This window comes from Hydrogenispora ethanolica, from assembly GCF_004340685.1.
Classification (GTDB): domain Bacteria; phylum Bacillota; class UBA4882; order UBA8346; family UBA8346; genus Hydrogenispora; species Hydrogenispora ethanolica.
On the sequence record NZ_SLUN01000026.1, the window covers coordinates 1 to 26817 of the forward strand.

The 26817-nt window shown below is 51.1% G+C and carries 25 protein-coding genes and 3 pseudogenes; 23 read left to right on the plus strand and 5 right to left on the minus strand.

Annotation, left to right across the window (positions count from 1 at the left end):
- Nucleotides 1–532: 532 nt before the first annotated feature.
- The gene (locus tag EDC14_RS18235) at nt 533–829 is read right to left on the minus strand and encodes a HepT-like ribonuclease domain-containing protein (RefSeq protein WP_341540173.1); all 297 of its coding nucleotides are present in this window, start codon (nt 827–829) and stop codon (nt 533–535) included.
- Between the two features lie 26 nt (nt 830–855).
- Nucleotides 856–1146: a nucleotidyltransferase family protein gene (locus EDC14_RS18240; protein ID WP_243663009.1), complete on the minus strand. Its 291-nt coding sequence runs from the start codon at nt 1144–1146 to the stop codon at nt 856–858.
- 304 nt (nt 1147–1450) lie between these two features.
- On the opposite strand from EDC14_RS18240, the gene EDC14_RS27830 reads away from it, so the two are divergent.
- From EDC14_RS27830 to EDC14_RS18250, 3 genes are read left to right on the plus strand one after another with little or no spacing between them, the layout of a single operon-like run.
- A complete protein-coding gene (locus EDC14_RS27830; RefSeq protein ID WP_424337421.1) occupies nt 1451–1876 on the plus strand; it encodes an RNA polymerase sigma factor in 426 nt (141 codons plus the stop codon).
- Nucleotides 1825–2124 (plus strand): RNA polymerase sigma factor, encoded by a 300-nt coding sequence (locus EDC14_RS27385; protein WP_243663010.1) that lies wholly within the window; start codon nt 1825–1827, stop codon nt 2122–2124. The genes EDC14_RS27830 and EDC14_RS27385 overlap by 52 nt, the downstream gene beginning before the upstream one ends.
- A gap of 23 nt (nt 2125–2147) precedes the next feature.
- Entirely contained in the window at nt 2148–3032 is an 885-nt protein-coding gene (locus EDC14_RS18250) for a hypothetical protein (protein ID WP_132015753.1), read from the plus strand.
- Between the two features lie 486 nt (nt 3033–3518).
- Here the strand turns inward: EDC14_RS18250 and EDC14_RS18255 are convergent, their stop codons facing one another.
- Nucleotides 3519–4085, minus strand: a complete 567-nt coding sequence (locus tag EDC14_RS18255) for a CatB-related O-acetyltransferase (protein ID WP_243663011.1) — start codon at nt 4083–4085, stop codon at nt 3519–3521.
- Here EDC14_RS18255 and EDC14_RS18260 point away from each other — a divergent pair.
- The 12 genes and pseudogenes from EDC14_RS18260 to EDC14_RS18315 all read left to right on the plus strand — a co-directional run bounded on the left by EDC14_RS18260 (nt 3990) and on the right by EDC14_RS18315 (nt 14434).
- Nucleotides 3990–4478: a flavodoxin family protein gene (locus EDC14_RS18260; RefSeq protein ID WP_243663012.1), complete on the plus strand. Its 489-nt coding sequence runs from the start codon at nt 3990–3992 to the stop codon at nt 4476–4478. The two genes, EDC14_RS18255 and EDC14_RS18260, sit on opposite strands and share 96 nt — an antisense overlap.
- A gap of 316 nt (nt 4479–4794) precedes the next feature.
- Nucleotides 4795–5457: a sugar O-acetyltransferase gene (locus EDC14_RS18265; protein ID WP_132015755.1), complete on the plus strand. Its 663-nt coding sequence runs from the start codon at nt 4795–4797 to the stop codon at nt 5455–5457.
- A 39-nt stretch (nt 5458–5496) separates the two neighbouring features.
- Nucleotides 5497–6042 carry a GNAT family N-acetyltransferase gene (locus EDC14_RS18270; RefSeq protein WP_132015756.1) on the plus strand — a complete coding sequence of 182 codons (546 nt, stop codon included), beginning with the start codon at nt 5497–5499 and terminating at the stop codon, nt 6040–6042.
- A gap of 609 nt (nt 6043–6651) precedes the next feature.
- A pseudogene (locus tag EDC14_RS18275) lies at nt 6652–6831 on the plus strand (DUF255 domain-containing protein); the annotation flags it as partial.
- Between the two features lie 427 nt (nt 6832–7258).
- A complete protein-coding gene (locus tag EDC14_RS18280) occupies nt 7259–7963 on the plus strand; it encodes a lysophospholipid acyltransferase family protein (protein WP_243663013.1) in 705 nt (234 codons plus the stop codon).
- Nucleotides 7964–8088: 125 nt separating this feature from the next.
- A pseudogene (locus tag EDC14_RS18285) lies at nt 8089–8256 on the plus strand (DUF255 domain-containing protein); the annotation flags it as partial.
- Between the two features lie 197 nt (nt 8257–8453).
- Complete coding sequence (locus EDC14_RS18290) at nt 8454–8843, plus strand: hypothetical protein (RefSeq protein ID WP_243663014.1); 390 nt, start codon at nt 8454–8456, stop codon at nt 8841–8843.
- Nucleotides 8818–9018 carry a DUF255 domain-containing protein gene (locus EDC14_RS18295; protein WP_243663015.1) on the plus strand — a complete coding sequence of 67 codons (201 nt, stop codon included), beginning with the start codon at nt 8818–8820 and terminating at the stop codon, nt 9016–9018. The genes EDC14_RS18290 and EDC14_RS18295 overlap by 26 nt, the downstream gene beginning before the upstream one ends.
- 137 nt (nt 9019–9155) lie before the next feature.
- On the plus strand, nt 9156–11222 hold the full coding sequence (locus EDC14_RS18300) for a thioredoxin domain-containing protein (protein WP_132015759.1): 2067 nt from the start codon (nt 9156–9158) through the stop codon (nt 11220–11222).
- Nucleotides 11223–11323: 101 nt separating this feature from the next.
- The gene (locus EDC14_RS18305; protein WP_132015760.1) at nt 11324–11776 is read left to right on the plus strand and encodes a MarR family winged helix-turn-helix transcriptional regulator; all 453 of its coding nucleotides are present in this window, start codon (nt 11324–11326) and stop codon (nt 11774–11776) included.
- Nucleotides 11777–11806: 30 nt separating this feature from the next.
- Nucleotides 11807–13217: pseudogene (locus tag EDC14_RS18310) on the plus strand (MATE family efflux transporter).
- A gap of 5 nt (nt 13218–13222) precedes the next feature.
- Nucleotides 13223–14434: a peptidase U32 family protein gene (locus EDC14_RS18315; RefSeq protein WP_132015761.1), complete on the plus strand. Its 1212-nt coding sequence runs from the start codon at nt 13223–13225 to the stop codon at nt 14432–14434.
- Here EDC14_RS18315 and EDC14_RS18320 read toward each other — a convergent pair.
- Nucleotides 14429–15973: a helix-turn-helix domain-containing protein gene (locus EDC14_RS18320; RefSeq protein WP_132015762.1), complete on the minus strand. Its 1545-nt coding sequence runs from the start codon at nt 15971–15973 to the stop codon at nt 14429–14431. The two genes, EDC14_RS18315 and EDC14_RS18320, sit on opposite strands and share 6 nt — an antisense overlap.
- Nucleotides 15974–15976: 3 nt before the next feature.
- The gene (locus EDC14_RS18325; protein WP_132015763.1) at nt 15977–17797 is read right to left on the minus strand and encodes a cache domain-containing sensor histidine kinase; all 1821 of its coding nucleotides are present in this window, start codon (nt 17795–17797) and stop codon (nt 15977–15979) included.
- Nucleotides 17798–18126: 329 nt separating this feature from the next.
- Here EDC14_RS18325 and EDC14_RS18330 point away from each other — a divergent pair, with 329 nt between their 5' ends.
- The 8 genes from EDC14_RS18330 (at nt 18127) to EDC14_RS18360 (ending at nt 26624) form a co-directional block, all read left to right on the plus strand.
- The gene (locus EDC14_RS18330; RefSeq protein ID WP_132015764.1) at nt 18127–19035 is read left to right on the plus strand and encodes a carbohydrate ABC transporter permease; all 909 of its coding nucleotides are present in this window, start codon (nt 18127–18129) and stop codon (nt 19033–19035) included.
- Nucleotides 19036–19053: 18 nt separating this feature from the next.
- Nucleotides 19054–19890, plus strand: coding sequence for a carbohydrate ABC transporter permease (locus tag EDC14_RS18335; protein ID WP_132015765.1), 837 nt, complete (start codon nt 19054–19056; stop codon nt 19888–19890).
- 191 nt (nt 19891–20081) lie between these two features.
- Nucleotides 20082–21401, plus strand: coding sequence for an ABC transporter substrate-binding protein (locus EDC14_RS18340; RefSeq protein WP_132015766.1), 1320 nt, complete (start codon nt 20082–20084; stop codon nt 21399–21401).
- A gap of 191 nt (nt 21402–21592) precedes the next feature.
- Nucleotides 21593–23704: a beta-galactosidase gene (locus EDC14_RS18345; RefSeq protein WP_165908121.1), complete on the plus strand. Its 2112-nt coding sequence runs from the start codon at nt 21593–21595 to the stop codon at nt 23702–23704.
- 3 nt (nt 23705–23707) lie between these two features.
- On the plus strand, nt 23708–24820 hold the full coding sequence (locus EDC14_RS18350; RefSeq protein WP_132015768.1) for a class I mannose-6-phosphate isomerase: 1113 nt from the start codon (nt 23708–23710) through the stop codon (nt 24818–24820).
- A gap of 468 nt (nt 24821–25288) precedes the next feature.
- Nucleotides 25289–25465, plus strand: a complete 177-nt coding sequence (locus tag EDC14_RS26865; RefSeq protein ID WP_165908122.1) for a hypothetical protein — start codon at nt 25289–25291, stop codon at nt 25463–25465.
- 43 nt (nt 25466–25508) lie between these two features.
- On the plus strand, nt 25509–26063 hold the full coding sequence (locus EDC14_RS18355) for a hypothetical protein (protein ID WP_132015769.1): 555 nt from the start codon (nt 25509–25511) through the stop codon (nt 26061–26063).
- 27 nt (nt 26064–26090) lie between these two features.
- A complete protein-coding gene (locus EDC14_RS18360) occupies nt 26091–26624 on the plus strand; it encodes a flavodoxin domain-containing protein (protein WP_132015770.1) in 534 nt (177 codons plus the stop codon).
- Nucleotides 26625–26817 lie beyond the last annotated feature (193 nt).

Consider the following 26817-nt stretch of genomic DNA (forward strand, 5'->3'; position numbering starts at 1 on the left):
TATTCAGGCTCCCGGATGCAAGGTTTTTGTTCTTTTATCGCTGTTTTCCTTGGATCTATTATACCACAAATAGCTCTTAAACTTAGTATTATCAAGGCTTTTTTCTCTGTTCAGCGAACCCTACTTATCCGGCGGAAGAAACCTATCAGCGCGCGGATTATGAAAAGCTTTTATTAACTTACTCCGATCACCGTTTGCTTGAGGAACCAAGACGCTCCGAACTCTTGAATTGCATTGGCGATCTAATCGATCGCCGCTTCGGGGGAAAAGTACGCAAGCAATACCTGCATGAACTGGTTTTAGCACGGAAAAATTGACGGCCAAAAACAAGGATGGATGAACCGGCAACGCCATTCGCCGTAAAAGTTTTTTCTTTTGGGCATACTTTAAAAATAAGCAAAAAGTAAAATGCCCGAAACCCAAACTGCCAACCGCCTTATTCACGGAAGTTCCCCATACCTTCGCGGGCACGCCCATAACCCCGTCGACTGGTACCTTGGTGGATATGTTTGTAATTGATAAAAAGCTTTCTTTACCGAATAATCTCTTGCAATTTCTTTTTCAAAATGGGGAGTTCGTTTTCAACAACATTCCAAACAATTTCTAGATCGATAGCGAAGTAATCATGAACTAAAATATGGCGCATACCCATTATCTTTGCCCATGGTATTTCGGGGTACTGGTCGCGGTATTCAGAAGAAAGCTTGAAAGCCGCCTCGCCAAAAATCTGTAAATTATGAACAACATAAGTCTGGATAAGTTCGTCACCGGCAAAGGCGTGGCGACCTCTAGCGGCATATTTCTCAATTCGCTTGATCGCTTCGAGCATATCGAGTATTCGCTCCCCGGGTTTTCTCACAGATTGATCACCTCATTTAATACTTGCTCCCGAATCCGTTCTTTAAGTCCGTTCTCGGTTACAATATCAACGGAGCATCCTAGCAGATCCTCTAGCTCGATTAGTAAACCGCCTAAATCTAAAAGACTACGGCCCGGCTCTAGTTCAACGAGAAAGTCGATATCGCTTTTTTCATCGTCGTCGCCACGTGCCACCGAACCGAAGATACGAATATTAAATGCGCCATAACGAGCTGCGGTAGCCAGTATACTTTGTTTTTTACTATTGAGCAATTCTTTGCGTTTCAAGGGCATCCCACGCTTTGTTCCACCTTTTTACAGATAATTTCATGATCATTATACCCCAAGATTCTAGGTTTGAACAGTAAAGTCCGAACAGGAGAAAGAGGCGTTATTCCCCAAAGTTAAAGTCGCGCCAAATCTCCTGTTTTGGGCATGCTTTAACTTAGTAAAAAAAGCACATCCAAAAAGGATGATCTATCAAATGCCTGAAACTCAAACTACCAACCGCTTTATTCACGAACTGTCATTGGTGTTACGATTGCTAAAGTCAAACTTATCATTATATCGGAATGAACCTTTTTAAATAATGATGTCTCTTATAGAGCGAAGGGTGCACCCAAAGGAGGCGATCATTTCCTTGGAGCGAATAGACTTGATCAAACGTTGTCAAACCGGGGATAAGTATGCTTTTGAAGAACTGTATCATTTATCTTGTCATCAAGCTATTAAAACAGCCTATCTTATCTCAGGGCAGCGAGGCATGGCGGAGGATATTGTCCAGGAAGCTTTTATTCGATGTTACAAAGAAATCAGGCAGTTAAAAGAGCCAGATGCATTTAATTCCTGGTTTTACAAGATCTTAATCCGCTGCGGTTGGCGATTGCTCGCTAAAAACAAGGCTCTATCATTAGTTTTTCAACAGACGATTCAGTCATCGACAAGAATTTTTGTCTGGATGACATGGTGGAAACCCAGGAAGTCCGCGACCGGGTCCAAAAGGCGATGGGAAAACTAACATTACCACTGCGCACCGTCGTTATCTTATATTATTACAATAACATGACGATTCCGGAAATTGCGATGGTTTTGGGCTGCGTACAGGGGACCGTCAAGTCACGGTTGCATAATGCCCGAAAATTAATTGAGAAGGAATTAAAGCCTTATATTGACGATGAAAAGCAGAAATGCACTGTCAAATCAACTAATACCCCTGCTCCTATCAAAGTAGAAGAACTGCATAATGATGCAGGATTTTTCGGTTAAAAAATTTAAGGAGTTGATGGTCAATGGCTAAAATCAATCAACTGGAATATCAAATCCAATCCGCTTTACAGCAAAAGGCGGAAACAATTCAAGTGCCGCAAGATTTGTTTGCCAGGATTCATAAGGAGTTGCCAATTGGCCCCACCATATGTAGACAAAGCAAGTTGGGCCTAATTTGTTGGCGAGTAGCCATAATCGCTATAAGTGTTATTGTTATTACTGGAATGATATTGGTCCCGTTTTCACGGGAAGCAATGGTCATGGCGGCACAAGTGGTTGATTCCATCAAAACCATCTTTATTGTGGAAAAAAAGGATGGGCATTATCGTACAGTAATTAAGCCGGTAGGGGAATTTAAGCTTTCCCAAGGGGTATGTAAGAAGCTATCCGGGGTGGACGATTTCAGTCTCGGGCAAAAAGTTGGTTTTAAAGTAGTTTTTCCAGATACTTTAGCCGGTTACCGGTTGGAATTTAAAGCAATCGGCGCAAAGTTGGATCGGAAATTGGATGTGGATACCTTTAGCCAATTGGGCGATCGAATTCAAAAAGCATTGGATGACGACCAGGCGTTAAAGTCATTAAAGGTTTATGACGCCCATCGTTATGCCGGCGCTTGTTACCGAAAGGATAATACGATTATTGGAATGTATGTTATGGATCGGGCTTATCATATAACCCATAACGTTATAAAAAAAGTAACTTTTCAGAATTGCGGGGGATTTTGGCTGGAGCATCCTCGAAATCAATATTTTAAAGACAAAAATACCGAAGTAAAAAACTTGCAAGTTAGGCATAGCTTGTTTTGGGTGAAAAACGGTCATGGATTCTATCTCCGATCCGAGGGGGAGACCGATCTTACTTATCAAGAAGCGATACGGATAGCTGATCTTTTTTCAAAGGCGTATTAAAAGCCATGTGATAAAGTCCTTGGAAAGCGTGAAATGGTTTAAAAAAATTTTTAAACGACTTTATCACTTGCTTCTCTGAGCTTTTGTGAACGCCCCGACCTTCGGACGGAGTTTATCACAACGCTTTTAAAGACATAGATTTAGAGCATAACCATCCCTGATTAGAAGACTAAGGGATGGTTATGCTCTAAATACAAAACCATGCCAGGAACTCAATATACCAACCGATTAATTCATGAATCCTCCCCTTATCTTCGCGGGCATGCCATACCTCGCCGATTGGTACCCCTGGGGCGAGGAAGCCTTTCAAAAAGCTAACGACGTAGATAACCGATCCCGCTTTCCTGCGGCTACTCCGTCTGTCACTGGTGCCACCTTGCTAAAGATACCGTTTTGTAAAAGACGAAACACTTGGTAATGATTTCAAAAAAGCATACCGCTGTCGCTGACGGATGCCCTGAACCAATTATGAAACGATGTTTGAATTCAAACCAGTTCTTTCAGCCTTTGCAAATCCATCTTCCTAATGACTGATAAATTGGTTTTGAGCTTTTGAATATCCCAATCCCACCATTTTATCTTTCGTAACATTTGAATCGTCGGATCATCGAACCGGTATTTAATGATGCGCGCCGGGACGCCGCCCACTATACCGTATGGCGGAACATCTTTGGTGACGACCGCCCGGGTACCGACGATTGCTCCATCGCCGATATGGACTCCCGGCATGATAACGGCTTCATAGCCAATCCAGACATCATTTCCGATCACGATGTCGCCTTTATTGTCCCAGGCTTCAGTGGGTTTTAACGTTTGATCCCATTCCTCAAAGAAGATGGGGAATGGATAAGTCGAGCAGGAATGAAGGGTATGATTGGCGCTATTCAAAATAAATTTGGCCCCGCAAGCAATCGAACAAAACTTACCAATGATCAGTTTATCCTTATTAATCGGATAATGGTACAGGACATTCTTCTTCTCAAACGCCGTAGGATCTTCAAAGTCGTTATAGAAAGTAAAGTCCCCCACAATAATATTGGGGTTTTGGACCACATTTTTAAGATAACAAGTATTTTTGTCATTCCGCCGCGGGTAAATTTGTCCGGGATGGGGTTTACCATGATGGAAAAAGCAGATGCAATCGTTTTTATAACGCCGCTTTATTGGTTTACCTTTCCCGCTCAGCTGAAGGCGGCCATCGATAAAATGTATTCGTTTATTATCAGAGGAAAGGAACTCAACATCAACGAGAGCATGCTTTTGGTTTGTGGAGAAGCGGATGATGAGTCAGCGTTTGACGGTATTATAAGCACATATCAAATGATGGCCTACTATCAAAAATGGACAGATCGAGGTCATCTGATCGTTCCAGGGGTGCGGAATAAAGGAGATGTATTGACTACTAAATACCTTGCTCTTGCGGAAGAAATGGGCCGGAATATCTAGCGACTAAAGAGAGCTTGCCGAGTGACTGAGAGCTTGCTGAGCGACTGAGAGAGCTTGCCGAGTGACTGAGAGAGCTTGCTGAGCGACTGAGAGAGCTTGCTGAGCGACTGAGAGAGCTTGCTGAGCGACTGAGAGAGCTTGCTGAGCGACTGAGAGAGCTTGCTGAGCGACTGAGCGAGCTTGCTGAGTGACTGAGAGAGCTTGCTGAGCGACTGAGAGAGCTTGCTGAGCGACTGAGCGAGCTTGCTGAGCGGTTAATAACTGGGTATCCCCGAATTATATTCCTGAGGCGTCAAATTAAAAAGGTGGGTTCAACATGAATCAGAAAGATCGAATGTTGGCTGGCTTGCCATATAAAGCTTGGTTGGATGGATTGCCGGAAGAGCGAATGGAGAACAAGAAGAAGCTCCGTAAGTATAATCAATGTCAACCGGACGAAAGAGCAACAATCGATGAATTAATAAGAGACATTCTTGGTAAGGCAGGGGTAGGTGTACATATTGAGGCCCCCTTTTATTGTGATTATGGAAAAAATATTGAAGTCGGAGATTATTTCTTTGCGAATTACAACTGTACAATTTTAGATGTCGGAAAAGTAATTATCGGTGATAATGTGCAATTCGCCCCAAATGTTTCGCTGTATACAGCGGGGCATCCTCTACATCCCGATTCCCGAAATTCCGGGTATGAATATGGCATGAGTATAACCATTGGAAATAATGTTTGGCTTGGCGGCAATGTGGTTGTAAATCCCGGAGTTCATATTGGCGATAATGTTGTTATCGGCTCGGGAAGTATCGTAACCAGGGATATTCCCGACAATGTGATAGCGGCGGGAAACCCGTGCAAGGTTATTCGTAAAATAACAGAAGAAGACCGTAAGTATTATTATAAAAAATATGACGCTGATCTAGTGAAAAACGACCCAGAGACTCATATCGAAAGGAGTGAGCGCCATGATCGCGCTATATGCGCATGACGGGGAGACGGTGGGATCCTTCTTTTGGAATGGCTTTGATTGCGGTGCGTTGATGCGATTCGGGCTGTGGTGCCGATCGGCTGCGCTGAATTTCCAGATTACACTTTTGAGGAACTTTCAATTGCAGAGATTGCGCAGATTGTTCCGTTAAAAAGCCTGCTTATTGAGCATTTACAAAGCGCTCCGTTGTTTGTCCCGTTTTTCGCTGGCCGGGATATTACTTATGTCAAGGAAGAAAACGAGCGGCGAAAATCGAGGTATTTTGTTGCCAGGGATAATGGGAAAACCATTGCATTTATTGAGATTACGGCTTCGGGTGAAAACTTTGTGGGCGACGCCCCGGAAATGACCAATATTTGCGGCGCTTATATGCTGCCGGAATATCGGGGCAGCGGTGTTTATACGAAATTACTCGCGGTGTTACTAGAAAAGATTCGGTCGGAAGGTTATACCCTTTGCGGGGTGGATTTTGAAAGCTTCAATCCGACGGCAAGGAGCTTTTGGTTGAAACATTTTACGGCTTATACTTATAGTATGACGCGGCGGATTGATGAACGGATTTACCGGGCGAATGAATCCGAATAGTTTATTTGGCGAGTAATATGATTTAAGGGCTGGGAGAAGGGAGTCGGACTGAGGCATTGACTAACTTTCCCGGCTTTTTTTACTTATAGCAGGTTCAACTATGGTGCTAGATGCCACTCATTATACGGATCCTAATCCTTTTCTAAAGTCCGCTTCTTCCAGTTTTTATTGGGCGCGACTCGAGCGAAACGGCGACAACGCGGTCGATAGCGCCGATGTCTGCTATGACAGTGACGGGGATGGCATTTTAGACGGAACATCCCGGGCACGAATCGTTAACGCCGATTCCATCGATTCGGCCCACCGGCAAGCGTATCCGATCAAAGTAGTAGATTCGGATGATGTAATGGTGTGTCTGCCGAAGCTCCTCCGTACTCGTGAAGAAGCGGGCGGCTCCGTCCCACGAAGAGAAACGAAAAGCGAGGTCCCGTGAGTCGTCAGAATCTTTTCAATTTTGGATTCTGGGATAAAATCCTTGTTTCTCCCGGAGCCGGGAGAAAGCAAAAATGGGGGAACGGACCCTGCAAACTCTGCAGACAAAAAAAATCCGCCCATTTTGGGCATACTTTAACTCAAATCAATAGTAACCCAAAAAGGATGATCTATAAAATGCCCAAAGCCCAAACCACCAGCCGTCTAATCCACGAAACTTCACCTTACCTCCTGTCACACGCCCATAACCTCGTCGACTGGTACCCCTGGGGAGAAGAAGCCTTTCAGAAAGCCAAGGAAGAAGATAAACCTATCTTACTTTCCTGCGGATATAGCGCTTGCCATTGGTGGCATGTTTAAATGATAAGCTTGTTAACACTATCATATAACATAATTTATTACCAGCGGAAGGTAAAAGATGATTAACGTCGAAGTTTATTGTAATACATTGGAAATTAATAAGGGCTAAAGCGATTCGTTAAAAAATACTGGCATGTTTTGATTAAAGTAGCGATGAATAAATGGCGCTCATAAAACTACCATTAAAGATTATTTTAATTACTACCATCTTTTCAGGAAGAGGTAGATTCGCAATACCATTTTTGGATGAAGCCTCCACTTTGTGTAAATACATTTCATTTGTGAAAGTCACCTTCGCGGCAAGATAATTCATTATATACAATACAAGTTCTTTTTAGATGCTATATTAACTAGCCATTGCGAACTTAATAGAAAAGTTAGAGTAAAATCGCAAAGCTATAAATTTAGTTTATACGAGGTATTAATGAGAACTATACGTGTGCTGGCACCAATTATAAACATATTTCCAGAAAGTATTATTCGATATATTGGCAGTAAAGCATCTGAATTTCTTCTTAATAAATATGCAACGTTAGAGGTAACGGGAAATGAATTCCTGTCTGAGCGGATAGGCAAGCCAACAATATTTATTGCAAATCATTTAAGTAATATGGATGGCCTTGTTCTCAATAAGGTACTTAAGAAAAATAATGTCACCTTCATGGCAGGCATAAAACTGAACGCAAATCCCCTTACATCAATATTTCTGAAAACAGTTAAGCACATTCCCATAAGCCCAAATTCAGCTGATAGAAATGCAATCCAAAAGGCTCTAGCCGTATTGAGTACGGGAAAGTCAATTTTAATATTCCCTGAGGGGACTCGAAGCAGATCCGGTTCCATGGTAAAGGGTAAAAAGGGGTTTCTACTATTAGCAAAACTCTCTAAGGCTGATATTGTTCCAATAGCACTTGAGGGAACAGAGCTTTTGTTGCCGGTCAACCAGAATGACATGGGTAAGGAAACTCCCCAGCATGCAACAGTGAGAGTAAATATAGGGAAGCCTTTTCAGCTAGAGGAAAAAAGTCACAACTGTGATAATTGGGATGAAGAATGTGTATATACCGCAATGATAAAAATTGCACAAATGCTAAAATCCGAATATCAGGGTGTATATAAAATAGACTAACTAAATGGAGACGAGGTAATCGATATTAGGACATGTGTCTCCAATACCATCCCCGGCAAAAATCCCTCCATTTTGGGCATACTTTAACGCAAATCAATAGTAACCCAAAAAGGATGATCTATAAAATGCCCGAAGCCCAATACACCAACCGCCTGATCCACGAAACCTCCCCTTATCTCCTCCAGCACGCCCACAACCCGGTCGATTGGTACCCCTGGGGCGACGAAGCCTTTGCTAAAGCCAAAGCCGAAGATAAACCCATCCTGCTTTCCTGCGGCTATTCCGCCTGCCATTGATGGCACGTCGGCTAAAGACACCATTTCAATAATAAGGAATTTGGATATTTGATTTTTGGAGGAGTGGGGTCAAATCATTTTTTAATAGTTTTAGGCATCAAAGGTAAAAATAAATAAAAATGTTCCGAAAGGTAACCTCCGTGAAATATGATAAGTCGCTACATGCTATTTTGTTATCGTTGGTTGGTTGGCCTATGGGTGAGACCTACACACGGATAATGAAACACTTCGGTTTGACAACCTTGTCGGGTCTTGAAGCGCTCAGCTTGATGTGGGTCAAAGAACCAAGTTGGTTATTGGGAATTTTGGCGGCTCTCGGGTTTACGGCATGGTTGGGTTTGATGATCTACCACGGCACAAAAATTCTGGGAATTGATCAGTTACCAATCAAAGCCATGCTCATCACCATGACCGGGGAATCTTTGGTTTTTAGTGTTTTTGGAATTCTTGGCAAGAACGAACAATTGATTCAAAATGTCAGCGGTAACTTCGTCCACGCTTCTGGTGCGGCATTTGGCGGATTGGTGGCGGGTTTTTTGATAAAAAAGTATCTTTTTAGTGAAGTTCCTGCGAAGGAGAAATAATCTAAGCTCCTCCAACACGCCCACAACCTCGTCGACTGAGACCCCTGGGGGCGATGAAGCGTTTCAGAAAGCTATCGAAGAAGACAAGCCAATCCTGCTCTCATGCGGCTATTCAGCCTGTCACTGGTGCCCGCCCTCATTCTATCTTTCTCCCCCAGGGAGAAACGAACAGTGAATTTTTGTGAGTCATAACAATCTTTTTTTGGGCTTTGACCCCCTGTAAGAAGCAATCACTACTTTGTAAAATCCCGTTCGTTTTGGGCATACTTTAACGGTAAGCGAAAAAGTAAGCCCAAAAAGGATGATAGATACATGCCCGAACCCCAACCCACCAACCGCTTGATCCACGAAACCTCCCCTTATCTCCTCCAGCACGCCCACAACCCGGTCGATTGGTACCCCTGGGGCGACGAAGCCTTCCAAAAAGCTAAACAAGAAGATAAACCCATCCTGCTTTCCTGCGGCTATTCCGCTTGCCACTGGTGCCACGTCATGGAGCACGAGTCTTTCGAGGATCCGGACATTGCCGCATTAATGAACCAATATTTCGTCAATATCAAGGTTGACCGCGAGGAGCGGCCGGATATCGACCAGCTGTACCAGGATGCGGTCCATACCATGGGGGTGCAAGGCGGCTGGCCGCTGACGGTCTTTCTCGATCATGAGTTGCGGCCGTTTTATGGCGGGACCTATTTTCCGCCGCACGCCAGCTATGGCCGGCCCGGTTTCCCAGAAGTCTTGGAGGCGCTCCATGAGCGCTGGATCAACCAGCGGGACAAGATTCACGCGGCCAGCGCGGAATTGGCCGATTTCATGACGCAAGCGGCGGAGGCGGGGCCGGAAACGGCTGAACTCCCCGGCCCGGAATTTGCCGAGGAGGCGGTGCGCCGGCTCAGCCAGTACTTCGATGCCAGGAACGGAGGGTTCGACGGGGCGCCGAAGTTCCCCAATCCCAGTCTGCTGCAGCTCTTTTTGAAGGTTTCCGTCGCCCGGAAACCGGCGCGCCAGCCGGAACACTTCCTGTTCACGCTGGAAAAGATGGCCCGGGGCGGGATTTACGATCAGCTCGGCGGCGGGTTTCACCGCTACGCCACGGACAGCCGGTGGCTCGTTCCCCATTTCGAAAAGATGCTGTATGACAATGCCCAGTTGCTCTCCAGCTATGCGGCAGGTTATCAATTGAACGGTTCGGCCGAGTTCCGGCAGGTGATCCGCGAGACCGCCGCCTATGTCCGGCGCAAGATGACCGCCCCCGAAGGCGGCTTTTACGCCACCCAGGACGCGGATAGTGAAGGGGAGGAAGGCCGCTATTATCTCTGGACTCCCCGGGAGATTCGGGCGGCTTTGGAACCGGACGCGGCGCAACTGGTTATCGATTATTACCGGGTCAGTGAGGCGGGCAACTTTGAAGGCCGGTATATCCTGAACCGCTTAAACCCGCCCTTGGCAGCATTGTCCGATCATCCCGACGGGGAGCTTCAGGAACGTTTGGCTGCGGCGCGCGCCAAACTGTTGGCGGTCCGCGAGCAACGGATCAAACCGTTCCGCGATGAAAAGATCATTACCAGCTGGAATGGGCTGATGATCGGCGGTTTGGCCCAGGCCTATCAGGTGCTGGGAGACGCGGCCGATTATGAGACGGCGCGGCGGGCGGCGAATTTCCTGCTGGACCGCATGAAGCTCAATGACGGGGGCCTGGCGCGGATCTATAAGGATGGCGCGGCGCGAATCGCCGGTTTCTTGGATGATTATTCGTTCCTGGCGCAAGGATTGCTCCAGTTGTACGAGTGCGATTTTGACCCGCGCTGGCTCCGGGCGGGACTGGAGTTGACCGAGACGGCCAGCGGCAGGTTCGGGGATGGGAGCGGCCGGTATTATCTGACGGCCGCTGCGGGCCAATTATTGAAGCGGCCGGTCTCCGGGAGCGATCAGGCGATACCGAGCGGAGTCGCGGTTCAGGCCGAGAACCTGTTGAAGTTGGCCGCCTATATCGGGAACGAACCATACCGGGAGGAGGCCGCCCGGATCTTGGGGGCCTACGGTCCGGCCATGACCGACAACCCCTGGGGATATGCCGGATTGATCGGAGCCTTGGATGCCTGGCACCGCAATTATCAGACCTTCACCTTTGTGACGGATCAGGCCGGCGTGCCCGATCTCTTGCGCCGGCTGCAAGGAGAATATCTTCCCTACCGGGTGCTGTTGCTGTGCCAAGCCGGAACGGATCTGGCCCATCACCCGGCCGCGCCGTTACTCGCCGGACACCGGCCGCTGGAGGGAAAACCGACCTGCTATGCCTGCATGGAGCGGAGTTGCCATCCGCCGGTAACCGGCTGGGAAGAGCTGCGGGCCTTGCTGAACCCAGAAGCGCCGCAGTGAGTTTTTACCGGATATTAAGTATAGAGGCATTGACAGAGCGAGAAGAGTTAGTTAGAATTCTGATAGTACGAATTCTAACTATTTTTTTAGGGGTTTTGAGTTTGAAACCGACCGAAACCAAAATGGCTGAGATGAACCGGCTGTTCCGGGAGTTTATCGCGCTGTACCATCAGAAATTGGGCATCTGTTTGCAGGCGGATGACCAACAGGAACCCCGATGCAACAAGAACCAAAAGCGGGCGCTTTTCATACTTCATGAGAAGGGAAGAGTCACCCCCAGCGAGCTCGGGAGAGCGCTGGATCTCCAAAAGGCCACCCTCACCAGCCTGGTGGATTCATTGGCTGCTCATAACCTGGTCCGCCGCGAACCGGATCCCGCGGATCGCCGGAAAACCTGGCTCGAACTGACGGAAGCGGGGAGCGAATACGTTCGAATGAAGAAAGCGGCTTACGACCGTTATTTCGCCGGCCGTTTCGCGGCGGTTTCCGAGGCCGAGATCGAGGAATCCCTCCTCAGCCTCAAAAGATTAGTGGACATCATGGGTAAGCTATAACGGGTAAATTCGGATCAAAGGAGTTCATTCATGGATCGCTCGCAACAACTAGGGAAAGACAGGATTGGCAGTTTATTGATGCGGTTTTCGATACCGGCCATTGTGGGAATGGTCGTTAACGCTCTGTACAATGTGGTAGATCGGATCTTCGTGGGGCAGGGAGTCGGAAGCTTAGGGATCGCCGGGGTGACCATCGGGTTTCCGATGATGATCGTCCAGATGGCGTTCGGAATGTTGATCGGTATCGGCGCGACTTCCTTGATCTCCATCCGGTTGGGAGAAAAGAAAAAGGAAGACGCCGAGCTGATCATGGGAAACGCTGTGACGCTCCTGGTCGTCATCGCGATTCTCCTAACCGCTTTGGGATTGATCTGGCTGGTCCCTCTCTTAAAGCTCTTCGGCGCCAGCCACCAGGTGCTACCGTACGCCAAAGATTACATGAGCATCATTTTTTACGGTTCCGTCTTTCAGGGAATCGGTTTCGGCATGAATAATTTCATCCGGGCGGAAGGGAATCCCAGGATCGCCATGGCAACGATGGTCATCGGCGCTGTGCTCAATACGATTTTGGATCCGCTTTTCATTTTCAGCTTCGGTTGGGGGATCAAAGGAGCGGCGTTGGCCACGGTGTTGTCGCAGATTGTCGCCGCCATTTGGGTTCTCGCTTATTTCCTGGGGAAGAACAGCCTCTTAAAGATCAAGCTGCCCAATCTGCGGTTGCGCTGGGATATCGTCCTGGGCATTGCGGCAATCGGCTCCGCGCCGTTTCTGATGCAGCTGGCTGCCGGTTTTATTGAACAATAGCCTGATCCAGTATGGGGGAGATGTCGCCATCTCCGCGATTGGGGTGGTGAACAGCATCGCCATGTTAATCCTGATGCCGATCTTCGGAATCAACCAAGGTGTCCAGCCGATCATCGGGTACAATTATGGCGCCAAACAATACGACCGGGTGAAAAAAACCTTGAAGCTGGGGATCATCGCGGCGACGCTGGTCACGGTCGCGGGGTTCTGTCTGGTGGAGATCTTCCCGAAACAATTGGTCAGCCTGTTCAACGCAACCGACCGGGAGTTGATCCGGATGGGAGCCCAGGCGCTACGGACTTTCCTCTGTATGCTGCCGATCATCGGCTTTCAGATTGTGGGCGCCAATTATTTTCAAGCCATTGGCAAACCGCTTCAGGCGATGCTGTTGAGCCTGTCGCGGCAAGTGTTGGTCCTCATTCCGGCGCTGATCATTCTGCCCCGCTTTTTCGGGTTGAAGGGCGTCTTTTACGCTGGTCCCACGGCGGACCTGATCTCTTCCGTGGTGACCGGATTGGTACTCTTTTATGAGCTGCGGCACTTGGACCGGAAACACATTCAAACGAGCCAGGCCAATGCCGAGACGGCCGAAGCTCTGGCTCCGCTGGAAATCCTGATGGATGGCGAGAAGCCGTGAGAGCCATGGAACTATTGATCCCTGCCGGCAATCTGGAGAAGTTGCGCACCGCGCTTTTTTACGGCGCGGATGCGGTCTATGTCGGAGTGGCGGGTCTGAGCCTGCGGGCCGAATCCGCCGAAATGAGCCTGGATGAGCTGGCCACCGGGATCGGGGAGGCCCACCGCGGTGGGGTCAAAGTCTATGCGGCGCTCAATACGTTCGCGCGCGACAGCGATCTTCCCTCCGTCAAGGAGACCGTCGGGGCCTTGGCCGATCAGGGGGCGGACGCGGTGATCCTGAGCGATCCTGGTGTCTTGGCCCTGGTACGGCGGAATGCCCCCCATCTACCGGTGCATCTAAGCACTCAGGCCAATACCACCAACAGCGCGGCGGTCCGGTTCTGGCTCGAACAAGGGGTCCGCCGGATGGTGCTGGCCCGGGAATTGAATCTGGCGGAGATTGGCGCGATCCGGCGCGAGGTTCCCGAGGCGGAACTGGAGATCTTTGCCCATGGCGCGATGTGCATGGCCTATTCGGGGCGGTGTTTCCTGTCGGCCTTCCGCAACCGGCGCAGCGCAAACCGAGGCGATTGCACCCAGCCCTGCCGTTGGGAGTACCGGATGGTGGAAGCGACCCGACCTGGCGACCCGTTCCGGGTCGAGGAGGATGCGCGCTATAGTTATCTGTTAAGTTCCAAGGACCTGTGCATGATCGAATATCTGCCGGAGATCGCCGCCGCCGGTGTGGTCAGTCTGAAAGTCGAAGGCCGGATGAAGTCGCCCTACTACGTGGCGGCGGTGACCCGGGCCTACCGCTGGGCCCTCGACGCTTTCCGGAACGATCCGGCTCACTACTGCTGCCCACCGGAATTCCTGGCGGAACTCGCGAAAATATCCAACCGCGGCTACACCACGGGATTTTATTTCGCCACAGAGCGGATTACCGAAGTCAATCCGGACGAGAAATACCGTCAGACCCATGACCTGGTGGGAACGGTCCTGGAATACGATCGCCCGCAGCGCCGGGCGCTGGTGGGAGTCAGAAACCGGCTGAGCGCCGGGGATGAAGTGGACCTGTTGCTGCCCGATGCCACCATCGGTTTAGATACGGAAACGTTCACCGATGAACATGGTTTGCCGTTGCGGGAGGCGCATAACGGCTACCGGGTGTATTTTCCATTGCCGGAGGAGGTTCCCGCCGGAGCGGTGTTGCGGCGGAAACTCCCGATGTCATAGCGATTGATTGCGCACTTTTCCCGGGGTCTTCCCGGTGATTTTTTTATAGACCCGGTAAAAATAACTGGGATTTTCGATGCCCACGGTCTTGGCGATCTCGTCGATGGATGACTCCGAATTCGCGAGCAGGACCGATGCCCGCTCCATGCGGCGCTGAATCAAATAATCCGAGAAACTGACGCCCATCTCCGTTTTGAAAAGCCGGCTGAAATAGCTGCTATTCATATTCACGTACTTCGCCATCCGCTCGCAACGGATATTCTCGCCCAAATGGCCGTCGATATAATCGATGACCCGCTGAATCTCTTTCCGCCGCGAACCGCCGCGGGATTCCTCCAGCCGCTCCAGAAAGAACCGGATAACTTCGGACAAGACCGCCCGGTACCGGCCCAATGTGTCTCCGGCCAGATGAAAGCCTTCAAATGTGATGCTGTGGCGGCCGGCCGCCGCCTCCATGTCAACCAGCATCCGGCGGAATAACGATTTTACAATGGCCGGGGGATACTTGGCGTCTTCCAGGGAGCGGAGCGATTGCTCCATCCATTCCCTAAGTCTGGAAGCGGGTCCGGTCTCCAGGATCTCCTTCAGCGCCGCCTGGTAGCGCTGGTACAAATCATGAGGATCGACATTCGAGAAAGTTTGGGCCTGGCAGACCAGGGCGCCCGGCTCCGAATAAAAATAACTTTCGCGGAGGGCGCAGGCCTCGTCCACCGCCTGGCGCAGTCCGGCAAGCGCGGGGCAAGCCGAACTGAAGGTTACGGATACGGAGACATGCGATGCTTCCAGCACCTGTTGCTGGAGCAGCTTTGCGAAATCCAGATCGTTTTGGCTGCGCGCTCCGGGAGCGGGGGATGTCCAGGATAGGATCATCCAGGAATTTTCGGCGTACCGGAAGAAATTCCGCTCCGGTTGCTCCTGGAGGAGTGTCGCGATGCAGTTGGTAATATGGACCTCCGTTCCCGGAGGAAGGGTCTCGAGGTTATCGGCGAATACTCCGATGATCTGAAAGGAACCGGGCGGCAAAGCGATATTCAAAACCCGGACCGCGTCCGCCATCTGCTCCGGATCAGCCGGCGTTTGATGGACCAGACTCATAAAGAAGTTATCACGGGCCAATAGCTTATTCAGGCTCAGACTGCGTTCGGCCTTTTGGCTCTGCTCCGCCTGGTATTTGGCACTCACCTTTCGGAGCGTCCGGAGCAGTTCCTCGTCGGTCAGGGTATACTTGACCAGATAATCCTCGCTCTCCAGCTCCAGCGCGGTCTTGGCGAAGTGGAAGTCTTCATGGCAGGTCAGGAGGACCGACTTGAGCCCGGGGTTGATCATTTTGGCCCTGCGGATCAGCTCCAAACCATTCAGTCCCGGCATGGTGATATCGGTGATCAGCAGATCCGGAAGGCTCTGCTCCACCAGGATCAGGGCCTCCGAACCATTGTCGGCCTTGCCCACGATCGTGAAACCATGCTCTTCCCAGGGGATGATATGCTCCAGCCCCTGCAACATTTCAATATCGTCATCCGCAATGAGCGTTTTGATCATGACCTACTCTGCCTCCTCCGCGGGAACGGGGAGCGTAACCTCGATCGTTGTTCCCCGGCCCGGTTCACTGCTGAGCTTCAATCCGTATTCTTCGCCGTAGTAAAGCTTGATCCGCTCGGCCACGTTTTGGATGCCCATCCCCGAAAACTTGAGGTCCTTCTTCCCTTCCTGAGGGAGAGGATGATCGGCGATGCCCTTGCCGTTGTCCCGAATGGTAATGACGATCTGGCATTCACTCTTGCGGGCGTTGATTCGGATGACGCCCCCGGATTTCAAATTCTCAAAACCATGGATGATCGCATTCTCGACCAAGGGTTGCAAAAGCAGTCGGGGGATCCGGTACTGCAGAATCTCCTCATCAAGCTCGCAGAGCAATTCAAATTGGGTCCCATGCCGCAGCCGGAAGATTTCCGCGTAACTCTGCAGGTTCTCGATCTCCAGCGCCAGCGGGATGAATTCTTCGCCCTTGACCAGCGTCATCTTCAACAGTTTGGTCAGGAGCAGCACCATGGTGGCGGCTTTTTGCGGATTGTTATTCAGGGCGGCCCAGCGGACCGCGTTCAGGGTATTGAATAAAAAATGGGGTCGAATCTGCGCCTGTAGCGCCTTTAGCTCCGCGTCCTTCTTCTTGCGTTCTTTGGCCTGATTCTCTTGGACCAAAGCGTGGATATTCTCTTTCATCACCAAAAAACTGCGCTCCAGGATTCCGACTTCATCCTTACGCTCCGGCAGGGGCCCGGCGGGGGCCTCATCCAGATCAAAATGCAGCATCCGTTGGGTCAGCTTCTTCAGCGGCGCGGAGATACTCCGCGCGATGAAACTGGAGATCCCAAAGAATATCGCTAAACAAAGCAGATTGACCAGCAACAGGCGGTCGGTGGTTTTATTCAGCTGCGCGGTCAATGAGGCATAGGAGCGGATATTCACAACCCGCCAATTCATGTTGGCGATCGTGGCGTACGTGATGATGGACTTGGCGCCGCGCCGGTCTTTAAAGATGAAATACCCCTTGCGGTTATCGGGAAACTCGGCCTGGTGGATACTGGAAAAAGTCCGGTTCAGCCAGCGCGGATTGGAGGATGAAATAACCAGGCCCTTTTCATCCAACATGACCCGCTGCTGCTGGGGATCGAGCGGCGAAATGATCTTATTGAACTCGTTTCCGGGGACACTGATCACAAATATACCATACTCTTTTCGCCACCAGCTGTCGGTAATCACCGTCGCCAGCGTCAGCACATACGGTTCAAACTGGGCGTTGCTCCGGACATAGTTGGGTTCGAGGCTTCTCCAAAGCAGCCGGTTGTCTTTTTCATGGAAGGCTTCAAACGTGTAATCCTTAAAATAATCGTCCTCGCTTACCGCGTCCAATGGCCAGTTGGTAATCTTGGCTCCGTCCTGGGTGATAACAGTCATATAGCACCGGGTTCCCATGGTGGTAAAAGCGATATTCTCCAGGATGCCGCTTACCTTGTTGATCCGTTCCAGTTGGTAGAGGTTGCGGGTTTTGGCATTGGCCCAACTGGCGGGCTGTTGATTGATAATCTCCTTGATGTTCTGGTCGTGATTGACATATAAGGCCACGGAGATCATTTTTTTCAACTCGTAATTGACGCTGTTGGCAACCAGCTCGATAGAGTTCAAGGTATCGCCGCAAACCTGCTTGATGATGATCTCCCGAGTGGTCGCGAGCGAAAAATAATACAGGATGGCCGTAGGCAAGGCGATCACAAACATGAACGCGATGATCAGCTTATGGAAGATGTTCAAATTACTGAATCGGCGCTGGATTGTCCGGTAAAATTGTTTCAGTGCGACGGGCAATGTTCATCCTACTTTCTCGGGAGCCCTTAGAATTGTAATTCTATTGTAACAGCATCTTTGCCTTTCGGCAGCCTATGAAAAATTGGTCGGGCCTGTCAATCGAACCAGAACTGTACCCCATTCAATGCGGAGGGCGAGCGGAAGCCCGATATTCCTTACGGGATGGGCGATCTTTGAACCTAATTGTATTGTACCTCGCCGGTTACGGATAAGTAAATTTTCTGAGACAAAGAAGTAATGAAAGGTAACAAAGAAGTCATCGCGAGAGATTGGAACCGCTCAAAGAGGATGCTATGATGTCATCATCGGACAGAGGGGGAATTTTAGAGATGAGGAATCGGAGTAAAAAAGCCACCTTGGATAGGGATGAGAACCTTTGGGGATGGTTTTTTCTCCTGCCAAGCGTGGCCGGATTTTTGATTTTTTATGTATTTCCATTGCTTTTTTCGCTGTTTTTGAGTTTTTGCCAATGGGATTTCGCCTCGGGCTTCAGTACGATCAAACTAGTCGGGGCAGAAAATTATAAAAATTTACTGAGTGACGTCTGGTTTACCGATTCATTCAAGAACAGCGTTATTTTTACGTTTGTGGCGGTGATCGTCGGGACCGCCTTGGCGCTGATTCTGGCCGAGATCATCAACAAGCAGGTTTATTTCAAAAATGCCTTTAAAACCGTGATGTTTTTGCCCTACATCTCCAGCGCGGTGGCGGTGGCCATCGTCTGGATGGTCATGCTTCAGCCCAGCTTCGGCCCTGTGAACGGTTTTCTGCAAAGCATCGGCATCCAAAATCCCCCCAAGTGGCTGGGGGACCTGAAATGGGCCTTGCCGACGGTCACGATGATCTACATCTGGCAACAGCTGGGATATAAAATCATCGTTTTCGCGGCGGGACTCAGCGGCATCCCCAAGGACCTGTATGAAGCGGCGGAGATTGACGGGGCCAATGTCGTCCAAAAATTTTTCAATGTGACAGTGCCGATGATCTCTCCGACCACCTTCTTTTTGGTCACCATGGGAATCATCAGTTCGTTCAAGGTCTTTGACCAGATCAACGTCATGACCCAGGGCGGACCGGGAACGGCTACGACCGTACTGGCGTACTACATCTACCGCGCCGCCTTCCAATTCTATCAGATGGGCGCCGCTTGTTCCTCGGCCTGGGTGATGTTTATTCTGATCTTCGTGGTCACGATCGTTCAATGGCACGGGCAGAAAAAATGGGTGAGTTACGAATAAATTGAGGTGGCAAGAAAGATGATCAAGCAAAAATTATCCCTTCCCAAATTGGTGACAACCGTCCTGCTGGCGATTTTGGCTTTTACCATGATTTTACCCTTTCTATGGATGATTTCGACCTCATTCAAGCTGGAAAGCGATGTCTTCAAGTTCCCGGTCGAATGGATACCGTCGCGCTGGCATGCGATGGAAAACTACCGGGAAGTTTGGGGCAGTCAGTATAACTTTGGCCTGTATTATTGGAATACGGTTAAAGTCACTATCGTGACTACCATCGTGCAGGTGCTGATCTCGGCGATGGCCGCTTACGCCTTCTCCAAGATCAATTTCAAATACCGCAACCTGGTCTTCCTCGGTTACCTGGCCACGGCGATGATTCCCGATCAAGTGACCATCGTTCCCAAGTTCATGTTGTTCCGCTGGTTTCAGCTCTTTGACACCCACGGGGGCCTGATCATTCTGAACGCCTTCAGCGTGTACGGCGTGTTTTTGCTCCGGCAGCACATGGTCACCGTGCCCGGCGTCCTGTCGGAATCGGCCAAGATTGACGGCGCCAATCATATTACGATCTTTTCCCGGATTATTTTGCCGATCGTCAAGCCTTCCATCGTGACCCTGGCCATCCTGAAGTTCGTCTGGACCTGGAACGACTATCAAAACCCGCTGATCTTTTTGAAAAGCCGCGACCTGTTCACGATTCAGCTGGCCATGCAACAGTTTATGACCGATTACGCGTCCTACTTCTCACTGATTATGACCGCGGCCGTTTCGGCGATCGTACCATTGATTATCGTGTTTCTCATCGGCCAGCGGTTCGTGGTGGAAGGAATCACGGTGGGAGCGGTAAAAGGATAGTTTATTCTCATATCTTGAGCAGCCGTGTGATAAAGTCTCTTTCCAATCCATTCGACTCGCCAAAGGATTTGAAGGTGACTTTATCGCTTGCTTCAAGCAATCGCTGTGACTCTTCCGGCTTTTTAGCCGGGTTGATCACGGCTTTTTGAGAGTAATTATCATATAACAAATCCAATCAGGGAGGTAAAAAGATGAGCAAACGTTTGACAAGGATTTTGCTGTTGGTGGTCATGGCCGGACTCTTGTTGACCACGGCCATGGTGAACGCGAAGACCATCGAACCGGTCACCCTCAAATTCTATTCCTGGGAGACGCCGTTCAAGACGCAGGATCAAGCCGTCATCAAAGCGTTCGAGGCCAAGAATCCCCGGATCAAGGTGGACTTGGAATACCTGGGGGACAACGTCTTCGATGATTATCAGAAAAAGCTGGATCTGCTGATCCTATCCGGTGAAAAAGTGGACGTGGTCGGACTCTCCAATTCCCGGCGTTACACCAACTATGTCATGCGCGGCATGCTGATGCCGATGGACAGCCTTTTAAAATCCGATCATACCAATTTCAACAAAGTTTGGAGCTTTAATACCAAAGTCGATGGCGTGGTTTACGGACTCCCCGGCGAACTGCAAGTTTATTTTGTGATGCTCAATAAAAACCATTTGGACGAAGCCAAACTGCCGATTCCGCCGCTCAACTGGACCTGGGCCGATTACCGGGAGTATGCCAAGAAATTGACCAAAGGCCAGGGCAGCACCAAACGGTACGGTTCCTACTTCCATTCCTGGATGGAATATTGCACGATGGGCCTGTTCTCAACCAAACTGGGCTACCCTTACTACAAAAGCGACGGTTCCTTCAATTTCGACGATCCCATGTTCAAGCAATTCCTGAAGTTCCGTTACGATATGGAGAATTCCGATAAGTCGCAGCTGCCGTTGATCGACATCAAGACCTTGAAAGTGACCTACCGCGACCAGTATTTTAATGAGAAAGCAAGCATGATCGCCACCGGCACCTGGATGCTTTCGGAGATCAAGGACCAGAGCAAGTTTCCGCATAACTTTGTAACGACCTTTGCGCCGTTGCCGCGCTGGGACAAGAATACCCCGGAAGGCCGCACCTCGGCGGATGCCAAGATGTGGTGCATTCCCAAGACTGCCAAACATCCGAAAGAAGCCTATAAATTCATCAAGTTCCTCACCACCGACGGCATGAAGATCCGGAATGTGGTTTTAGCCAGTGTCAATAAACCCGGGTTCAACAACTCGATCATTAAGGGCATCGTCAGCGACGGCGCCAAGTATTATGATGTGAAAGCGCTGAACCGCGTGTTTAGCAACAAGAAACTGTTCCTGAACTCCCCCACGGTGATGCCGGAATACACCGACCAGGTCAACACCATGTTCCTGGAAGAGACCGACAAATACCTGATTGGCGGCCAACCGCTCGACCAGACGATGGAGAATATCAAACGGCGGGCGCAGGAGATTGCCAACAGAGCCAAAAAGTAACACCCCCGGTTTCCCAAGAATAAGTAAGGCTCCGGCCTTACTTATTCTTTCTAATGCAAGATCCTCGTGCCATCCCGGTTCCCGGCCGGAGGATGCAACACTTTACAATCCACAATTCAACTATTGCACAGTCGCAGGGGCGACTCGAAACGGTTGCAACCACAATCGAGCAATCACACTGGAGGAGCAAGATGAAAACGTTCCCTTATGGCGCAGTCTTAAAAGTACAGCGCGAATATTCCTGGGCAGATATCGCGGAGCGGCTGGACAGGATCAAGCAACTCGGCCTGAATACCGTGGTCATTTGGCCGGCAGTCTATTGGTGGGAGGACCGGAGCCTGCCGAACTACCCGTACAACACCGGACACCGGATTTTGGAATACGCCGCGGCCATCGGTTTGAACATCGTGATGGAACTGGCCGGGCAGATTACCACCTTGGAGTATCTGCCGGATTTTGTGATGAAGGATGAATATTTCGCTGTCAATTTCGACGGCAGTTTATATAAGGATAAATTGAGCTACGGCTATGTCAATTACTTTCATCCCGAAGTCCGGCAACTGATCGCCAAGCAGTTCGGCGAGATCGCCGCCAACTACCGGGGATATTCGTCGCTGTACGGCTATGACATCTGGAATGAGACCATGTTTTCCTCCTATGACCAATACACGCTGGGCCGGTTCCGGCTTTGGCTGCAACAGAAGTATCAAACCATCGAGCGTTTGAATGCGTCCTGGGAGCGGGTTTATCACGACTGGTCGCAGATTCAGTACACCCGTTGGCTGTGGGCCAGCGTCATGCCGAAAGTCGATTTTCACCAGTTCCATAAAGAGACGGTGGGCATGATTCTGAAAGAATGGTCCGACGTGGTCAAGGCGGCCGATCCCGTCCATCCGGTGCTGGCCGATAATGTGCACTCCATGATCACTCAGGACGGCAGTTACGAACGACCGCAGGACGAATGGAACGTGGCCGCCAATGTCGACGTGATGGGCATGTCGTTTTATCCCAAAAATACTCCCAAAGTCATGTCCGACGTGCAACGCTGGGAGACCCTGACCGGCTTTCACTCGGCCGCGACCAACGGCGAATTTTGGGTCGCTGAGCTGCAGACCCACCTGCAGACGCTCTTCAACCCGCAAAGCGTGGTCCATCCCTACGAGCTGAAGTGGTGGAACTGGGAAGCCGTCTCTCACGGCGCCAAGGGGCTCATGTACTGGATGTGGGAGCCGTTCATCAAGGGCGTGCAGACCATGGGCCGCGGCCTGGTCGACACCAGAGGCCGCTATACGCCGCGGGCCGAGACGGCGGCGGAGATGGCCCGGATCATCCGGGAGAACCAGGCCGAGTTCACGACCTACCAGCCGGAGCAGCCACGCGCGGCGATCCTGTATGACAAGACCAGCCACGATTTTAGCAAAGCCTATACCGAATATTACAAGCCCTTCATTCCGGGCAGCATCTATCTGGATTCCATCGCCGGCCTGTATCAGGCGCTGTGGGAACAGAACATCGCCGCCAAATTCATCACCCCCGAGGCAGTTCTGGACGGTTCGGCCGGACAGTATCCGGTGCTGTTTATCAGCAACCAGATCAACCTGGACGACGAGCTGGCCGGGGGAATCGCCGACTATGTCAGCCGGGGCGGCGTGGTCATCGCCGACGGCAAGCTCGGCGAGGTTAGCGATCTCGGCATCCTCCACAGGGATCTGCCGGGTGGCAAGCTCAATGAGGTCCTGGGTTATCAGCATGCCGACTTCAGCCCCGACGACCTGGATATCGAGCTGGTTTGGAACGGGGAACCGGCCCTGATCGTCCCCGGCTATTACGACCGCCGGATGCTGGAGCTGTCCGGGACCAAGCCCGTCGAGGTGCTGGGCAGGTTCGGCGACGGCGCGCCGGCGGTGCTGCGGAGCCGGCACGGCGCGGGACAGATCATTTACTTGGCGACTTCTTTGTGGTATGGTTATTTCCGTGAGTATCATCCCAGCGTCGCCCGGTTGATGTCCTTATTGGCCCGTGAATTCCAGCTGCCGCTGCACACGATCACCAATAATGAATTGAAGATCTGCACGCTCGGCGGAGCGGACGGCTTGCTGTTGTTCGTATTCAACTATGGCCAGGCGGAGATCGGGGCCGAGGTCGAACTGAACCTCCCCGGCGCTGGCGCGAACCCCATTCAGATCGCCGGACTGTACTCGGGGACCAAGCAGAGCGGCGTCGCCGTTCAAGGCGTCTTGAAGCTGCCGGTAACCGTCCAGGGCCGCGCTGTGGAAATCTTCAAAATCACGGTGGTGTCGTAAAAAGTGACTGAAAAAACGCTCAAACTGAGCGAGCAACCGCTAAAGCTAGAGAGCACCCGAGTCTGGCGCACCTACTCCGGGGGCAAAGTATTGGAAGAATGGCAGGGCCGGCCCGATCCCCAGGACGGGGATCGCCCCGAGGAATGGATCGCCTCGGTGACCCGGGCCCGCAACAACCGGAGCGAGGCTTCCCCGGACGAGGGCTTGAGTGAAGTCAGCCTCGCCGGGGACGCGACCGTCCTGTTGAAAGCGTTGATCGACGCCGACCCCGAGGCTTTCCTGGGCGCGGAGCATGTGCGAAGATACGGCGCCAATACGGCGGTATTGGTCAAGGCGCTGGACTCCCGGAGCCGCCTGGCGATCCAGGTTCATCCGGACCGCGATTTTGCCAGGGATGTTTTTCATTCGGCCTTTGGCAAGACCGAGGCCTGGTATGCGTTGGGCGGGCGGGAGATCGGCGGCGAGCCGCCCTATCTGCTGTTTGGCTTCAAACCCGGCGTGACCCGGGAGAAGTGGCGGGAACTCTTCGAGAAGCAGGACATTCCGGGGATGGTCGACTGCCTGCACCGCATCCAGCTGGTGCCCGGCGAGACCCTGCTGATCGAAGGCGGGGTCCCCCACGCCATCGGGTCCGGCTGTTTCCTGCTGGAGATCCAGGAGCCGACCGACTACACCATCCGGGTGGAACGGACCACGCCGGAAGGCAACCCCATCCCCGACGAGCTCTGCCACCAGGGCATCGGTTTCGAGAAGATCTTCGATTGTTTTCATTATGAGGCACTGACGCTGGAAGAGACCCTGGCCCGCTACAGGATTCCCCCGGTCGTGCTGGACGAGGGAGACGGCTTCCGGGTGATCGAATTGATCGGGGCCGGCCATACCGATAAGTTCCGGCTGCAGCGGCTGGAAGTCGGTAAAGCGCTGGACTGCCGCAATGACGGCCAGTTTTCGATCCTGGCGGTCCTCGCCGGGTCCGGCCGGATCCGTTACAGCGATCGCGTCATGGCGCTGCGGCAGTCGCAGACCGTCTTTTTGCCGGCCGGGCTCACGGTGTTCCGCATCGAAGGGGATCCCGGCCATCCGCTGGAACTGGTGCGCTGCTTCCCGCCGCGCTAACCGAGGAAGAATGCGGAACAATCACGTAAGCAGCGACCGTTTTTTCATCGAAAATATGCAATCAACCATGTTACCGTTGCGAACCGGGCCCCAAAGGGTCCCGGTTCTTTGTCTGTTCATGCAAGACCATTCAGTGCCAGCGAATATCGTTTACGGCAATCATGAAACACTTTAACGCCTCCCCGCTAATCAAAAGGATTTGAAGAATATCATTGCCTACCTGAAGACGCAATCACTTTTACAAAAACAGTTTACGAAGTCGCCGAAAATGAATTGGCGGTGACTGCCATCGTAAATTTGGTTACTGAATGCGAAGCGGCAGTCACTGCCGTAAGGTATTTCGTTACTGAAAATGAAGCGGCGCTTACTGCCGGAGTGTATTTTGTTACTGAATGAACTCCGGCAACGACTGCCGTTTGATTTTTTATTATCGAAGCAAGTCCGGCGGTCGTTGCCGGAGTTCCCGCAGTGATTGCCGCAACTGCGGCGCTGACCGCCGGGGATCATCTGGTTGATCCGGGAATGATTTGCCTTGGATTACCATTGGCGGAAATGGCGCTCGGTCGTTATAAGATAAAAATCAAACATATCCGAAAAGTAATTGGCAATTTGTCGCGTTTCATGTATAATATAAATGGAAAATAGAGGAAATTTACGATTGAACGGGTGGGAATGAAGGAGAGCGGCAATGAACGAGGATCACGAAAAGATCGTCATGGCGAAGCTGGTTTTGGAAAAGATCGCCGGAGGCGTCAATCCGTTGACCCATGAAGCCATTCCGCAGGACAGTTTCCTGAATGAGCCCAAGATCATCCGTTGCTTTTATTTTGTGGCGGAAATATTGGATCAAGTCGCGCGTGGCGCCTATCGTTCGGGCGGCGGCAAACCGGCCGCGGCCTTCGTGATTACCCCGGAACAAAAACAGCGGTTACAGTTCACCCCGGGCAAGATCGGTGTCAACGAGTTTGCCAAATGCGTCAATCTGAGCCTCGACCTGAATCAAAGCAAGAAACTGACCGGGGTCGAGCTGAATAAAAGGCTGAAAAAACTGGGCGTCTTAAGCGAAGAGAGCGGCCCGGACGGCAAAACGCGCACGATCACCAATCAGAAATCGCTCGATTATGGGTTTGAAAGCGAGAAGCGCTCCTATAACGGCGCGGAGTATACCATGGTGGTCCTGAACGAAAAGGGCAAACGCTATCTGCTGGACAACCTCGAATCGATTATGGCCATGGAAGTTTAATCACGGCAATTGGGGGAGGATTTGCGGATGAAAACGTTGGTGATCTACCGGTCGAAAAGCGGTTTCGCGCGGCAATATGCGGAATGGATCGCTGCGGATTTACAAGCCGATCTCTACGAGGCGGCCCAGGTGACTCCGGCGCTGTGGGAGAGCTATGACACCGTGATTTACGGTGCCGGCCTGTATGCGGTGGGCATCAACGGGATCAAGCTGATCAAGGAGAACCTCGACAAACTGCGCGGCAAGAAGGTCATCGTCTTCGCCACCGGCGCCTCGCCCGCCCGCGACGCGGTAAGCGACGAAGTCCGAGCCAAGAACTTCACCCCCGAGCAACAGCAACGGATCCGCTTCTTTTATTTGCGGGGCGGCTTTAACTACCATAAACTGCAACCATGCGACAAAGTTGTAATGAGCTTGATGAAATGGAGTCTGAAAAGAAAAAAACAATTGACTCTGGATGACCAGGGGCTGCTGGCCGCCTATGACCAGCCGGTGGACTTCACGGACCGGCGGAACATCGCGGATCTGGTGGCTTACGCCAAGGCCGCGCAGCCGCTTTGAAAGCGCTGGCTTATCGGTCAAAATAAAAGATGATCCGACGATCATCTTATGGGGACGGACTTTATTTTCGGTCGCTGGGCCGGGGACTAACCGGTTTGGGGAGTTTTTGAACGCTCCCGTTATAGAGCGGCTTTTTGCCGCTGGCCGTTTCGGAACTCATGCCAGATCACCTCGATGGATAGAATCTCCATCG

What these genes read in the sequence shown, in the direction of transcription:
- EDC14_RS18260 (WP_243663012.1), top strand. Translation starts at nt 3,990, where the DNA reads ATGGTACAGGACATTCTTCTTCTCAAACGCCGTAGGATCTTCAAAGTC.
- EDC14_RS18355 (WP_132015769.1), top strand. Translation starts at nt 25,509, where the DNA reads ATGAACGAGGATCACGAAAAGATCGTCATGGCGAAGCTGGTTTTGGAA.
- EDC14_RS18265 (WP_132015755.1), top strand. Translation starts at nt 4,795, where the DNA reads ATGAATCAGAAAGATCGAATGTTGGCTGGCTTGCCATATAAAGCTTGG.
- EDC14_RS18280 (WP_243663013.1), top strand. Translation starts at nt 7,259, where the DNA reads ATGAGAACTATACGTGTGCTGGCACCAATTATAAACATATTTCCAGAA.
- EDC14_RS18250 (WP_132015753.1), top strand. Translation starts at nt 2,148, where the DNA reads ATGGCTAAAATCAATCAACTGGAATATCAAATCCAATCCGCTTTACAG.
- EDC14_RS18300 (WP_132015759.1), top strand. Translation starts at nt 9,156, where the DNA reads ATGCCCGAACCCCAACCCACCAACCGCTTGATCCACGAAACCTCCCCT.
- EDC14_RS18345 (WP_165908121.1), top strand. Translation starts at nt 21,593, where the DNA reads ATGAAAACGTTCCCTTATGGCGCAGTCTTAAAAGTACAGCGCGAATAT.
- EDC14_RS27830 (WP_424337421.1), top strand. Translation starts at nt 1,451, where the DNA reads ATGTCTCTTATAGAGCGAAGGGTGCACCCAAAGGAGGCGATCATTTCC.
- EDC14_RS18315 (WP_132015761.1), top strand. Translation starts at nt 13,223, where the DNA reads ATGGAACTATTGATCCCTGCCGGCAATCTGGAGAAGTTGCGCACCGCG.
- EDC14_RS18340 (WP_132015766.1), top strand. Translation starts at nt 20,082, where the DNA reads ATGAGCAAACGTTTGACAAGGATTTTGCTGTTGGTGGTCATGGCCGGA.
- EDC14_RS18320 (WP_132015762.1), bottom strand. Translation starts at nt 15,973, where the DNA reads ATGATCAAAACGCTCATTGCGGATGACGATATTGAAATGTTGCAGGGG.
- EDC14_RS18235 (WP_341540173.1), bottom strand. Translation starts at nt 829, where the DNA reads ATGCTCGAAGCGATCAAGCGAATTGAGAAATATGCCGCTAGAGGTCGC.
- EDC14_RS18330 (WP_132015764.1), top strand. Translation starts at nt 18,127, where the DNA reads ATGAGGAATCGGAGTAAAAAAGCCACCTTGGATAGGGATGAGAACCTT.
- EDC14_RS18360 (WP_132015770.1), top strand. Translation starts at nt 26,091, where the DNA reads ATGAAAACGTTGGTGATCTACCGGTCGAAAAGCGGTTTCGCGCGGCAA.
- EDC14_RS18290 (WP_243663014.1), top strand. Translation starts at nt 8,454, where the DNA reads ATGGGTGAGACCTACACACGGATAATGAAACACTTCGGTTTGACAACC.
- EDC14_RS18335 (WP_132015765.1), top strand. Translation starts at nt 19,054, where the DNA reads ATGATCAAGCAAAAATTATCCCTTCCCAAATTGGTGACAACCGTCCTG.